Source organism: Lachnoclostridium phytofermentans ISDg (assembly GCF_000018685.1).
GTDB classification, from domain to species: domain Bacteria; phylum Bacillota; class Clostridia; order Lachnospirales; family Lachnospiraceae; genus Lachnoclostridium; species Lachnoclostridium phytofermentans.
This window is the reverse complement of record NC_010001.1, coordinates 3,440,942-3,454,406: the sequence shown is the minus strand read 5'-3', so window position 1 is coordinate 3,454,406 and position 13,465 is coordinate 3,440,942. Positions and strand designations below refer to the sequence as shown.

The 13,465-nt window shown below is 35.7% G+C and carries 11 protein-coding genes; 9 read left to right on the top strand and 2 right to left on the bottom strand.

Translation table 11 applies throughout. The annotated features are described in order from the left end of the window. The first annotated feature begins 4 nt into the window (after positions 1-4). The 4 genes from CPHY_RS14605 to CPHY_RS14590 all read left to right on the top strand — a co-directional run bounded on the left by CPHY_RS14605 (position 5) and on the right by CPHY_RS14590 (position 4,318). Entirely contained in the window at positions 5-1,408 is a 1,404-nt protein-coding gene (locus CPHY_RS14605) for a sensor histidine kinase (RefSeq protein ID WP_012200840.1), read from the top strand. Between the two features lie 163 nt (positions 1,409-1,571). Continuing rightward, positions 1,572-2,231 (top strand): HD domain-containing protein, encoded by a 660-nt coding sequence (locus CPHY_RS14600; RefSeq protein ID WP_012200839.1) that lies wholly within the window; start codon positions 1,572-1,574, stop codon positions 2,229-2,231. Between the two features lie 14 nt (positions 2,232-2,245). After that, positions 2,246-2,938, top strand: a complete 693-nt coding sequence (locus CPHY_RS14595) for a response regulator transcription factor (protein WP_012200838.1) — start codon at positions 2,246-2,248, stop codon at positions 2,936-2,938. An 18-nt stretch (positions 2,939-2,956) separates the two neighbouring features. Next, positions 2,957-4,318, top strand: coding sequence for a sensor histidine kinase (locus CPHY_RS14590; protein ID WP_012200837.1), 1,362 nt, complete (start codon positions 2,957-2,959; stop codon positions 4,316-4,318). 113 nt (positions 4,319-4,431) lie between these two features. Here the strand turns inward: CPHY_RS14590 and CPHY_RS14585 are convergent, their stop codons facing one another. Both CPHY_RS14585 and CPHY_RS14580 read right to left on the bottom strand, forming a co-directional pair. Next, on the bottom strand, positions 4,432-6,204 hold the full coding sequence (locus tag CPHY_RS14585; protein WP_012200836.1) for a Na/Pi cotransporter family protein: 1,773 nt from the start codon (positions 6,202-6,204) through the stop codon (positions 4,432-4,434). Between the two features lie 346 nt (positions 6,205-6,550). Beyond that, positions 6,551-8,029, bottom strand: coding sequence for a DUF1846 domain-containing protein (locus CPHY_RS14580; RefSeq protein WP_012200835.1), 1,479 nt, complete (start codon positions 8,027-8,029; stop codon positions 6,551-6,553). Positions 8,030-8,718: 689 nt separating this feature from the next. Between CPHY_RS14580 and pflB the strand changes: the two genes are divergently transcribed. The 5 genes from pflB to CPHY_RS14555 all read left to right on the top strand — a co-directional run bounded on the left by pflB (position 8,719) and on the right by CPHY_RS14555 (position 13,338). Further along, positions 8,719-10,764: a formate C-acetyltransferase gene (pflB, locus tag CPHY_RS14575; protein WP_198301356.1), complete on the top strand. Its 2,046-nt coding sequence runs from the start codon at positions 8,719-8,721 to the stop codon at positions 10,762-10,764. Between the two features lie 17 nt (positions 10,765-10,781). Then, the gene (locus CPHY_RS14570; RefSeq protein ID WP_012200833.1) at positions 10,782-10,985 is read left to right on the top strand and encodes a hypothetical protein; all 204 of its coding nucleotides are present in this window, start codon (positions 10,782-10,784) and stop codon (positions 10,983-10,985) included. 110 nt (positions 10,986-11,095) lie between these two features. Beyond that, a complete protein-coding gene (grcA3, locus tag CPHY_RS14565) occupies positions 11,096-11,332 on the top strand; it encodes an autonomous glycyl radical cofactor GrcA3 (protein ID WP_041704526.1) in 237 nt (78 codons plus the stop codon). A gap of 386 nt (positions 11,333-11,718) precedes the next feature. Next, the gene (gene pflA, locus CPHY_RS14560; RefSeq protein ID WP_012200831.1) at positions 11,719-12,471 is read left to right on the top strand and encodes a pyruvate formate-lyase-activating protein; all 753 of its coding nucleotides are present in this window, start codon (positions 11,719-11,721) and stop codon (positions 12,469-12,471) included. A gap of 126 nt (positions 12,472-12,597) precedes the next feature. Then, positions 12,598-13,338 (top strand): prepilin peptidase, encoded by a 741-nt coding sequence (locus tag CPHY_RS14555; protein ID WP_242657952.1) that lies wholly within the window; start codon positions 12,598-12,600, stop codon positions 13,336-13,338. Positions 13,339-13,465 lie beyond the last annotated feature (127 nt).

Sequence of the window (13,465 nt, the reverse complement as noted above, 5' to 3'; positions counted from 1 at the left end):
TACTATGAGAAAAGCGATTATTAAACGATTTATTCTAGTGATGGTAGGAGCTATGATGTTTAACGGTATCTTATTTTATACAACAGTAAGCTATACTATGCACAAGAATACAAAGGAAGACATGAGATTAAGTCTGATCATGCTTGATAATTCGCTTGATTATACCGAGCCGATAATGAATCAGATTAAAATTTTATCAACTACTCTAGACCAAAAACTTGCACGTTACACGATTCTAGATGCTAAGGGAGATGTTGTAGCAGACACGGGTACTAAGGATATTGAAAACTTGGAGAATCATTTAGAGCGTGAGGAAGTACAAATAGCCTTAAGAGATGGTATTGGTTATGCGAAGCGGTTTTCTTCAACTGTAAAAACGCATATGCTCTATACCGCTGTTACTTCTAGTAAATCAGATTATATCTTAAGAATTGCAATACCGTTTTCCGGCAATTCAGAATATCTTTTTTGGCTATTTCCTTCCATTTTCATTAGTATTACCGTGTCAGCTGTATTAGCAGTTGTAATGGCAGATAAGTTGACAAACACTATCACCAAGCCTTTACAGCAAATTGCATATATTATGGTAAATTACAAGGAGGAGAATCCGGAGTTATCCTTACCGAGTACACCATATGATGAGTTAAATATTATTGCACAGTCAGCACAAAAAATGTCAGATTCTGTTAAGAAGTATACGGAGGAGATTGAGTTTGAGCGAATGGTACGTCAGGAATTCTTCTCAAATGCGTCACATGAATTAAAAACACCAATCACTTCGATTCGTGGATATACGGAATTATTACTGGGCGGATTCATAAACGATGAAGCTACCAGTGAGGAATTTATGAAACGAATTTTAGCAGAAACAGAGAGTATGACGAATCTCATCAATGATATTTTATTAATATCAAGACTCGAAACAAGAGACTATGAGATTGAAACAACAGAAATCCGAATGGCAATGCTATTACAGGATATAATAAAGACTCTAGAGCCAATTGCTGCAAAACAAGAAGTAGAGCTGCAAACCGTATGTAAGCCAGTAATTGTTAGAGCAAATAAGCAACACTTGAGAGAATTATTGTTGAATCTGATTGGGAATGCAATTAAATATAATAAGCCAAATGGTATGGTTTATGTTACGATAACTACCATAGGAAGAGATTTGCTTATAGAAGTGAAGGATACAGGGATTGGAATTCCGAAAGATTCTTTAGTAAGAGTGTTTGAACGTTTTTACCGAGTGGATAAGGGAAGAAGCCGTAAAGTTGATGGAACTGGTTTAGGCCTTTCCATAGTAAAACATATTGTTAATTATTATGGTGGTAATATTACTTTGGATAGCAAAATAAATGTTGGCTCTACTTTTACAGTGAGATTACCTGAGGTTAAGGCCAATATGTAGAGCGAATGAGTTAGATAATATGTAGGACTCATAGATTTGATTATAGGTTGTGTTAAATTATTAAAATGTTATAATGAATTTGTAAACTTAAGTTATACTATTAATAAAAAGTATGCAAGCACATTAGGAAGACACAAGCACTGCAACTGAATGGAGGACTTAAGTGATTACATTTGAAAAGATATCAAAAAATGAAGCGGTAAATACGTATATAAAAAAGGCTGATGAAACTTTGATTGCACTTGGATATACAGAGCATAGTTTTGCACATGTAAGAAAAGTAGCATTTACAGCAAGAGATATATTATTAGCACTTGGATACTCAGAGCGTGAAGCGGAACTAGCTCAGATTGCTGGATATCTGCATGATATTGGCAATGTCATTAATCGTGTTGATCATGCACAAAGCGGTGCGGTTATGGCATTCCGAATTCTTGATAAGATGGGAGCAAGTGCAGATGATATTGCAACAATTATTACAGCAATAGGAAATCATGATGAGTCTACAGCATTTCCTGTGAATCCAGTTTCTGCTGCTTTAATCTTAGCTGATAAAACAGATGTTAGGGATACGAGAGTGCGCAATCAAGATATCGCAAGCTTTGACATTCATGATCGTGTCAATTATTCTGTTAAAAAAGCAGAAACAACGATCAATGAAGAAAAGACCATTATTGAATTAAAATTAATGGTAGATACTTCGATTTGTGCTGTGATGGATTATTTTGAGATATTCATGGGAAGAATGCTTTTATGCAGGAAGGCAGCTGAAAAGTTAGATTTAAAATTTCAACTTGTCATAAACGAGCAAAAACTAATGTAGTAGGGGGATAAGAAATGGCTACGGAGGTAAAAGCATTGATCTATATTGTGGAAGATGATAGAAATATTCGAGAAATCGAAGGGTACGCACTAAGGAATAGCGGATTTGAAGTGGAAGTTTTTGAAACCGGAGAAGAGTTATATAGGGCTTTGGAAAAAGAAATTCCAGAATTAATTTTACTAGATGTTATGCTACCAAATGAAGATGGGCTTAGTATTCTTTCTAATGTAAGAAAGGATTCAAAGACCGAAAATATTCCTATCATGATGGTAACAGCAAAAACCACGGAGATGGATAAGGTCAAGGGATTAGATCTTGGTGCTGATGATTATATTACGAAACCATTTGGTATCATGGAATTAGTTTCAAGGGTAAAGGCATTACTACGCCGTGCTGGAGGAAATGGTCAAAATGTAGGCGCTCTTAGCTTTCATGATGTATCCTTGCATGTGGAAAAACATAGCGTGACAGTAGATGGTGAAAGCTGTGAACTCACTTATAAGGAATTTGAACTCCTTCGATACCTTCTAGAGAACCAAGGAATTGTTTTATCCAGGGATCGAATTATGGAACGTGTATGGGGTTTTGATTACGAGGGAGAAAGCAGAACGGTAGATATGCACATAAAAACGTTACGACATAAGTTAGGAGCTGGTGGTGACATTATAAAAACTGTCCGTAACGTTGGGTATAAAATAGGGGACTAACGAATAGGAGGAAGTCCTATGAGTATGAAAAAAAGGATAACGGTACAGTTATGTGTAGTAGGCGGCATTGCCATTGTAGTCACCTCAATGCTTGCAATGTTTGTCTACTCTATGATATTTCAGAGACAAATCTTTAGTGATTTAGAAACAAACCTTAAGGTTATGGAAGTTTTGTTTGAAGACGGAAATTTTGAGAAAGGCATCCAGGTTCCATCAAAAGATTTGCTCCGAGTGACACTCATAAATCGTGAGGGAGAGGTCTTATATGATAGTGATGCTAATTCCATACATATGGAAAATCACAAAGAGCGTCCAGAGATTGTAGAAGCATTAGAAGAAGGCATTGGAAAAGATATCCGAGTATCTACGATAGGGAAGAATACTTACTATTATGCTAAACTAATAAGGGAAGACTACGTATTACGAGTTGCCAAAGATGCGAATGGAATGATTGCTTTATTTTATGAAGCCTTGCCAATCCTATTAGTTGGTGCTGTAGTACTTTTATTTATTTGTTCCATTGTGGCTCATTATCTTACAAAACGTATTATTCGCCCAATTGAAAACATGGCTGAAGAATTGTCGCAAATTACGGAGTTCAGTGAAAAGATTCCTTATGAAGAGTTAATACCATTTGCTACGATGATAAAGGATCAGCATAGTAGTATTCATAATCAGTTAAAGGATTTGGAACACAGTGAAAAAATTCGTCAGGAATTTACTGCGAATGTATCACATGAATTAAAGACTCCGCTAACCGCTATCACTGGATATTCTGAGCTAATTGAAGAAGGTATAGCTACACCTGAGGATACCATACGCTTTTCAAAAGAAATCCGAAAGAATGCTACCAGGTTACTTCATCTCATCAATGATATCATCGAGTTGTCAGAGCTTGATAGTGTAGATGAGGAGATTATTAAGGAAGAGTTAGACTTATATGAGATAGCAAAAAACTGTGTTGATACTCTTAAGATAACTGCAAAAAATCATGAGGTAGAGCTAAAACTGATTGGTAATCCGGTATTTCTATATGCTAATAAAATTATGATGGAAGAGTTAATAACGAATCTTTGTGATAATGCAATTCGGTATAATAAAAAGGGTGGTACTGTCAAGGTAGTTACTTATTCCGTAGATGATAAAGTAGTCCTTACGGTAGAGGACACTGGAATTGGAATTCCTAAAGAACATTCTGTTCGTGTATTCGAACGTTTTTATCGAGTAGATAAAAGTCGATCGAAGCAAACTGGAGGAACAGGGCTCGGGCTTGCGATTGTAAAGCATATCGTTGCGAAGCATGATGCAAAGATTACATTAAAAAGTGAAGTGATGGTAGGAACTACGATTACAATAGAGTTTCCATCGATGAATAAATAAAAAAGTAAGGTGCTGTTGTAACTTTAACACCTTACTTTTTTGTTATTCATAACAAGGAAATTTCGCAATGGCTCTTTTCTTGTTTATTGTATTTAAATTAATGAATGATATCTTTACTCATTTACCTCTGGTAAAGCATATATTTTCTTGTTTGCTTCAAATTGTTCTGTAAAATAACGCTCTCCCTTAAATTTTACATCATGAAGATATTCATGGGTATCAAAGCTGTTTTCATTTAACTGAAGCATACTTACTGCTATGTTAGAACAGTGGTCAGATACACGTTCGAAATTTGTTAAAATATCGGTATAAACGAAACCAAGTTCTGTTGTACACTGTCCTTTTTGAAGTCTTCTGATATGGCGATCTTTCAGTTCTTTTCTTAAGAGGTCTATCACTTCTTCTAGTGGCTCAATTTGCTTAGCTAATTCAAGGTCATCGGTAACAAACGCTTTTATTGTCATATTTAAGATATCAATCACAGCGTTTGTCATTACGTTTAATCCATCTTGTGCATCTTTAGAGAAATTAATTGATTTTTGATTAATCTCCTTAGCAAGATCTAGGATATTTACTGCATGGTCACTAATACGTTCTAAATCGCCAATGGAGTGTAAAAACATAGAAACTGAATTACTATTACTTAGGGACAGTTCTTTGCTACTTAATTTAACAAGATAAGTTCCAAGCACGTCCTCATATTTATCAACTCTGTTCTCGTTATCCATAATAGAAGCGCTTATTTTATCATCATACTTTGTAAGTAGATGAATAGAAGAAAGAATAGTATCCTTCGCTAGCTCAGCCATTTGTTTTGTTACTTCGCTACACTGATCAACAGCATAACCAGGAGATGCTAAAAAACGCTCATCAAGTCCATTGATTGTGTCTTCGGTATTAGTAGTGTCTTTATCATCTTTTAATGTCATACATGCTAACTTCTCAAGTCCTCTAGCAAATGGAAGTAATATCGCAGTAGTTAATAAGTTAAACGTTGTATGAACAATAGCGATAGACATTGCATCTACGGAGTTATTAATAAAAGAAAATCCTATGGTATACTGAATACTGTAAAATACAATTAAGAATATTATTGTACCAATTAAGTTAAAGTAAAGGTGTACTAATGCGGCACGTTTCGCATTCTTTTTGGCACCGATACTAGAAAGTATAGCTGTAATACAAGTTCCAATATTTTGACCCATAATAATTGGGATAGCTGAACCAAATGTGATTCCGCCTGTCATGGAAAGTGCCTGTAGGATACCTACTGATGCAGAGGAACTTTGGATGACAGCTGTAAAGATTGCACCTGTTAATACTCCAAGGATTGGATTCGAAAACATAGTTAATATGTTTTTGAATTCTGGAACATCTGCTAAAGGTTTTACAGCACCGCTCATAACATCCATACCAAACATTAGCAAAGCAAATCCAATCATAATACTTCCGACATCTTTTTTCTTTTCCTTCTTTGCAACCATAATTAAGAAAATTCCAATAATTGCAAGGATTGGTGCAAACGAAGAAGGTTTTAACAATTTTACAAAAAAACTGTCACCTTGTAAACCAGCAAGACTTAATATCCAAGCAGTAGCCGTTGTACCAAGGTTTGCACCCATGATGACGCCGATTGCTTGTCTTAAATTCATTATGCCAGAGTTGACAAATCCTACAACCATAACGGTGGTAGCAGAAGAAGATTGAATGATAGCGGTAACAAAAGTACCAAGTGCTACAGATTTAATTGGGCTAGAGGTTAATTTTTCTAATAATCTCTCTAAGCGACCACCTGCAACCTTATCCAATCCGACGCCCATAACATTCATACCATAGAGAAAAAATGCTAATCCGCCTAATAGGGTAAATAATGAAAAAATATCCATAGGGATTCTCCTTTTTATTTAGTTATCATTTGTCTTCAGAGACCAATTATTTTTAGAATAGAGGATGAATGTAAAATAAAATAGATGTATTTGTAAAATCTGTGTAAAATTTAATCTGCTACATTTTTACAGTAAAAGATATTAATTTATTATAGCCCTAGTTTTTCTCGCAATTATAAAAACTATAACATTAAAATTAAAAATTGCATCATGAATCGAGTAAAAAGTAAATAAAATTTATGTAAAGAATAAAAGAATATGAAATAAAAGATGCCCTGAAATTTAACATCGTATTTAGGCGTCTAAATTTCAGGGCTTTCACTAGTATTTATCTTGTTTTTCTTGTTTAATGGAATAATTTCTTATTCTCGTAGGTTGGTTCAGAAGTTAAGTGTACTCCTAATTTATGAAATACTTTTCGGTCGACTTCTGATAAAATAACGCTTGTATGAACTTCACAACCTTTTAGATGAGGAAGTTGTTCCATCGCTTTTCTAGCGTTCTCATCCTCTTTCGCACTGATGGAAAGCGCTATTAGGACTTCATCGGTATGAAGTCTTGGATTAGAACTTCCGAGATACTGGGTTTTTAATTGTTGGATCGGTCCAATGGCAAGTGGTGAAATAACATGAGTTTCATGAGGAATTCCTGCAAGAGCTTTTAAAGCATTTAGTAACACAGCAGCAGAAGCACCTAGTAATTCGCTTGTTTTACCGGTAATTATGCTTTCGTCTGCTAACTGCATTGCAACTGCTGGAGATTTATTAAGGTCAGCTAAATCATTTGCAGCTTTAATTACAGGACGATCTTCTGCAGATACACTTACCTGATTTAATAGAAGTTCTAGCTTATATACCTCATCACCGTCGCTGGTACCATTAATAACATTGCAAAGTGTCTGGTAATATCTTCGAAGGATTTCTTGTTTGGAAGCATCTCGACATGCCTGATCATCAATGATGCAGTTACCAACCATATTTACACCCATGTCAGTTGGGGATTTGTAAGGACAATGCTCATCAATCCTTAAGAAAATTGCTTTCAGAACTGGAAAAATTTCAACATCGCGATTATAATTAACCGCAGTTACTCCATACGCTTCTAGATGACATGGATCAATCATATTAACGTCATTAAGATCAGCAGTGGCTGCTTCATATGCAACATTAACTGGATGTTTTAAGGAAAGGTTCCAGATTGGGAAAGTCTCGAATTTAGCGTAACCAGCACGTACGCCGCGTTTGTGCTCATGATAGAGTTGAGAAAGACAAGTAGCCATCTTACCGCTTCCAGGACCTGGAGCTGTAATTACTACAAGTGGTCTTGTTGTTTGAATGAATTCATTTTTACCATAACCATCTTCACTTAATATCAGTGAAATATTGTTTGGATACCCGGGGATAATATAGTGAAGGTACACTTTAACTCCCAATGCTTCTAGTTTTGATTTAAAAAGATCCGCACTGCTTTGACCAGAATACTGAGTGATAGTTACACTGCCAACATATAATCCCTTGCTCTGGAAAGCGTCAATAAGTCGGAGTACATCCGAATCGTAAGTAATTCCTAAGTCTCCTCGAACCTTACTCTTCTCTATATCAATGGCACTAATTACGATTACAATCTCTGCTTGATCTTTTAGTTCCAGAAGCATCTTTAGTTTACTGTCTGGTTCAAAACCTGGTAATACGCGGGATGCGTGATAATCATCAAATAGTTTACCTCCAAACTCCAAATAAAGTTTGTTATCAAACTTACTGATCCTTTCCCGAATATGCTCCGATTGCATCTTTAAATACTTTTGATTGTCAAATCCGACTTTCATGTGGTACCGTCCCTTCTTTAATTTATCCTAATACTTTTTTATTTTGGCAAGAGAAGTAAATCCCAATTTTAATGGAATAGAGATAGCATGTTGATTGCTATCCTCTTGTTATTCATCAGAAAGGCTGAAAGATAAGCACTTTCTGTTTTAAATGTCTTCATAAGAAGCAAGTTATGCTATTTTCTCTTAAGTTTTGAATAAGAAAAGCAAGCTAGTCATTTTTCTTAAGTTTTAAACAAGAAAAGCAAGCGTAGTTATTCTTTCTTTGTTATGAACAAGATAAAGCATGATATTTGATCTTTTTCCTTAAATGAAAACATTTCTAAAATTACAACAATATGGGGCTATAAAACTCAAACATGAATATTATAGCACAGGAAAATACAGTACTCAACCCAAAAGAGTTGCCATTTTTCATGAATAAATATTTGTTTTTGGTATATTAGTATAATCCGATAGAATAATAGTATTCTATTTTCTATATTTTTCAATATTGATAATCATTGCTATTTTGTGTATAATGATTTCGAAGAACACAAAATAGATTTTTTTACAATATATTGTCTATTATTTAACAACAAATCAATATGTTGTGGTTTACTGGTCAAGCTTTTTGTAAAATATTGCTTGCTCTCGTGTTTATCCACACAGCTGTAACAGCGTAAGGAGGGATAATGATGACTTCAGTTATGAAACAGGAATGGGAAGGTTTTAAACAAGGTAGATGGATCACTTCAGTAAATGTTCGAGACTTCATACAGAACAATTACACAATGTATGATGGTGATGAATCCTTTTTAGCAGGTCCAACCGAAGCCACCAATAAACTATGGGCCCAGGTTATGGAGCTTTCAAAGCAGGAAAGTGAGAAAGGTGGAGTCCTTGATATGGACACCAAGATAGTATCTACTATTGTTTCTCACGGTCCTGGTTATTTAGATAAAGATATTGAAACAATTGTTGGTTTTCAGACCGATAAGCCATTTAAGAGATCACTACAGGTCTTTGGTGGTATTCGTATGGCACAGAGTGCTTGCCATGAATATGGATATGAGGTAGACGAAGAGGTAGCACGTATTTTTACAGACTACCGCAAGACACATAATCAAGGTGTATTTGATGCATACACTGACGAAATGAAGCTCGCTAGAAAATCAGCAATCATTACTGGTTTGCCTGATGCTTATGGTAGAGGTAGAATTATTGGCGATTACCGTCGAGTGGCACTTTACGGTACTGATTTACTTATTGAAGACAAGAAAGAACAACTTACAACTTCCTTAAAGAGAATGACTAGTGATAATATTCGCTTAAGAGAAGAATTAGCAGAACAAATTCGTGCATTAAAAGAATTAGCGAAGCTTGGTGAAATCTATGGTTACGATATTACGAAGCCAGCAATAAATGCAAAGGAAGCAATTCAGTGGCTTTACTTTGGATATCTTGCAGCGGTAAAAGAGCAAAACGGTGCTGCAATGAGCTTAGGCCGTACTTCTACATTCCTTGATATTTATATCCAGAGAGATTTAGATAATGGTGTTATCACAGAAAAAGAAGCACAAGAGTATATCGATCATTTTATTATGAAACTTCGTCTAGTGAAGTTTGCAAGAACTCCAGAATACAATGCCTTATTCTCCGGTGACCCTACTTGGGTAACAGAAAGTATCGCTGGGATTGGTACAGATGGACGCCATATGGTAACAAAGACATCCTTCCGTTACCTTCATACGTTAGACAACCTTGGAACTGCTCCAGAACCAAACATGACAGTTCTATGGTCAACTAGATTACCAAGATTATTTAAAGAGTACTGTGCTAAGATGTCAATTAAGTCATCCTCTATTCAATACGAAAATGATGATATCATGCGTCCAACTCATGGTGATGATTATGCAATTGCTTGTTGTGTATCCTCTATGAAAATTGGTAAAGAGATGCAGTTCTTTGGAGCACGTGCAAATCTTGCTAAGTGTCTTCTTTACGCAATCAATGGTGGTGTAGATGAAGTTCTTAAAATTCAGGTTGGTCCAAAGTACCGTCCAGTTGAGGGTGAATACCTTAATTATGAGGACGTAATGTCGAAATACAAAGATATGATGGAGTGGCTAGCAGAACTTTATGTGAATACTTTAAATGTAATCCACTACATGCATGATAAATATAGCTATGAAAGAATTCAAATGGCACTTCATGATCGTGAAGTAAAACGTTACTTTGCAACTGGTATTGCGGGTCTTTCTGTTGTAGCGGACTCTTTAAGTGCAATTAAGTATGCTAAGGTAAAAGTAATTCGTGATGAGAATGGCGTTGTAACCGATTACGAAATTGAAGGTGATTATCCAAAGTACGGCAACAATGATGATCGTGTAGACGATATCGCTGTACAGTTAGTGCATGACTTTATGAACATGATTCGCAAGCATCATACTTATCGTGATGGATACCCAACGATGTCAATCTTAACGATAACTTCTAATGTAGTTTATGGAAAGAAGACAGGTAATACTCCAGACGGACGTAAGAAGGGTGAACCATTAGCACCAGGTGCTAACCCAATGCATCGTCGTGATACTCATGGTGCAGCAGCGTCCCTAGCATCGGTAGCAAAGCTTCCATTCCGTGATGCGCAGGATGGTATTTCTAATACGTTCTCTATTGTACCAGGAGCATTAGGTAAGAATGATGTGTTATTTGCTGGAGACTTAGATTTAGACGATATGTCTGAGAACTAAGAAAGGAAGGGTCCGACATGACAGAGCAAGAAAGAATTAATGAACTAGTTGCTATGCTTGACCAATTTGTCGAAGGCGGCGGTGGGCATATGAATATTACGGTAGAAGATTCTGAATTTATGGCAGCGGACCGGATAGATAAAACGTCCATCAGTGCAGATTGCCAAGGTGGAAACGTTGCGTGTCAGGTTCCGACATTGCATCAAGGGATTGATGACTAATAAGAAAAATCTTAATAATTAATTCCTTTTGGAATTTATCATAGATATTTCTAATTTTAATGTATCTGCGGCAAAAAGTTAGCAGGTTTCGGAAAGGTATGGTGTTTATTATGTCGAATCAACAAGTAGAAAATTTAGTGTCTTTATTAGATGGTTATGTAGAAAAAGGTGGACATCACTTAAATGTTAACGTGTTCACAAAAGAAACTTTATTAGATGCTCAAGCTCATCCAGAAAATTATCCACAGCTTACAGTTCGTGTTTCTGGTTATGCTGTAAACTTTACTAAACTTACAAAAGAGCAACAGGATGATGTTATTTCAAGAACATTCCATCAGTCCATATAAGAAACTTATTTTTATAGTTATAAGTAGAAGTGAACTTACATCACTTTTATGAAAAATAAAAATATGTAGTTTTGTCGATAGGAGTTTACTACCGTTTAATTCATGACAAGTGAGACAGTTTGCTGGCTCAATAATGTATGGAGGTAGTAGGCTCCTTTTTACAATTTATTATGATTTCCAATTGATGAAATTATTGCAATTATTTTCTATTAAAGGTATTGCAACCATTAGAACTAATTATACGATAATTATCAAATTTAAACTCATAAATCAGCAATGAATAGAAGAATTAGTCATTGACTATAATTCCATATATTGGTATATTGTACCTAGTCCTATTGTACTAGTTGACTTTTTTGTACCAATGAAGGGAGAACGGAGGAACTATGTTAGGAAAAGTTCATTCAACAGAATCATTTGGAACAGTAGATGGACCTGGTATCCGCTTTGTCGTATTTTTACAAGGATGTCCTATGAGATGCCAGTACTGCCATAACCCAGATACTTGGGAGTTAAATGGAGGAACGCTTCGCTCGGTTGAAGATATTCTAAAAGAATATGATTCCTATAAGGAATTTTTAAAAGGCGGAGGAATTACAGTAACAGGTGGAGAGCCTTTACTCCAGCTTGAATTTGTTACAGAATTATTTGAAGAAGCGAAGAAAAAAGGGATTCATACCTGCATTGATACGTCAGGGATAACATTTCGACCAGCTGATAAAGAAAAATACTTACCTTTGTTAAAGGTAACAGACTTAGTTATGTTAGATATAAAGCAGATGAATGCAATAAAGCATAAAGAATTAACTGGACATGATAATGCAAACATCTTAGAATTTGCAAGATTTCTGTCCAATCAGAAGGTTACACTCTGGATACGATTTGTTGCAGTACCTGGAATAACTGATGATTCTAAAGAATTGGTACAACTTGGAGAGTTTTTAGCAGAATTGACATCCTTAAAAGCTTTAGATGTACTTCCTTATCATTCTATGGGAAAAAGTAAATATGAAGCAATGAACATGAAATATCCATTAGAGGGAATACCGGATATGGATGTTGATGATGCGGTTAATATTAGAAATATTATTCTTAAGGCACGGAAGGAAGTAATCAATAAGCGGAAATCTACCTTTTAAAAAAGTATGTAATGCTGCCCTTTGTATTCGCAGAGGGCAGTGGCACGAAGCTATTAGTTGCCATGGAGAATCCTCTGGATATTATAGCAATGGATGGAGCTCTACAGGAGGTTGGAAAATAAATTTATGATAATATACATACTAATCTTCGTCTACGGTATTGTCATCGGTAGCTTCCAAAATGTCTGCATCTACCGTATTCCAAGGCAAGAAAACATCGTAATAACGAGGTCTCATTGCATGAAGTGTGGTGCTATACTTCATGTAAGAGATTTAGTACCGGTGTTTTCCTACGTCTTCTTAGGTGGTAGGTGCAGATATTGTAGGGAAAAAGTATCGTTACAATATCCTTTTGTGGAAATTCTAAATGGAAGCCTGTGGGTGGTGACATTCCTGTTGGTAGGTGACCCTGTAAAAAGCATATTGTATTGCTTGATGATTTCAGGGCTCTTTATTCTTAGTGTGATTGATTGGCGGACATTTGAGATACCGTTTGGGATCAATGTTTATTTATTTATAATAGGATTAATTCGAGAGATAGTGGATGAAATTTCTATTTCCATCTTACTTGATTTTGCGCTGGTAAGTGGTTTTCTTTTGTTCCTTTTTTTAATTACTAGAGGAAGAGGAATAGGGGGAGGTGACATCAAACTGATGGCTGCAGTAGGCCTAATCCTTGGATGGAAGCTTACCATTGTAGCATTATTTTTTGGATGTCTGTATGGTTCAGTGATTCATATCATACGTATGAAAGTAAGGAAAGCGGAAAATGTTCTTGCTATGGGGCCGTATTTATCAGCTGGTATCATTACCGCCGTTTGGTTTGGTACAAAGATACTGGAATGGTATACCGCGGGGTGGAACTAATTGATGCTCGGGATTTGACTTTAACATATGGCTCAAAATCAAAATATACGTTAGAAAATACCAAAGATGTTTACTTCCTTAGAAGAGCATTGTTTGATTTAGATTAAAAAGAAAGAAACCGAAGTGA

Coding starts and splice junctions, on each gene's coding strand:
- pflA (WP_012200831.1), top strand. CDS start 11,719: ATGTTAGGAAAAGTTCATTCAACAGAATCATTTGGAACAGTAGATGGA.
- CPHY_RS14580 (WP_012200835.1), bottom strand. CDS start 8,029: ATGAAAGTCGGATTTGACAATCAAAAGTATTTAAAGATGCAATCGGAG.
- CPHY_RS14605 (WP_012200840.1), top strand. CDS start 5: ATGAGAAAAGCGATTATTAAACGATTTATTCTAGTGATGGTAGGAGCT.
- CPHY_RS14585 (WP_012200836.1), bottom strand. CDS start 6,204: ATGGATATTTTTTCATTATTTACCCTATTAGGCGGATTAGCATTTTTT.
- CPHY_RS14555 (WP_242657952.1), top strand. CDS start 12,598: ATGATAATATACATACTAATCTTCGTCTACGGTATTGTCATCGGTAGC.
- CPHY_RS14595 (WP_012200838.1), top strand. CDS start 2,246: ATGGCTACGGAGGTAAAAGCATTGATCTATATTGTGGAAGATGATAGA.
- CPHY_RS14570 (WP_012200833.1), top strand. CDS start 10,782: ATGACAGAGCAAGAAAGAATTAATGAACTAGTTGCTATGCTTGACCAA.
- CPHY_RS14590 (WP_012200837.1), top strand. CDS start 2,957: ATGAGTATGAAAAAAAGGATAACGGTACAGTTATGTGTAGTAGGCGGC.
- grcA3 (WP_041704526.1), top strand. CDS start 11,096: ATGTCGAATCAACAAGTAGAAAATTTAGTGTCTTTATTAGATGGTTAT.
- pflB (WP_198301356.1), top strand. CDS start 8,719: ATGAAACAGGAATGGGAAGGTTTTAAACAAGGTAGATGGATCACTTCA.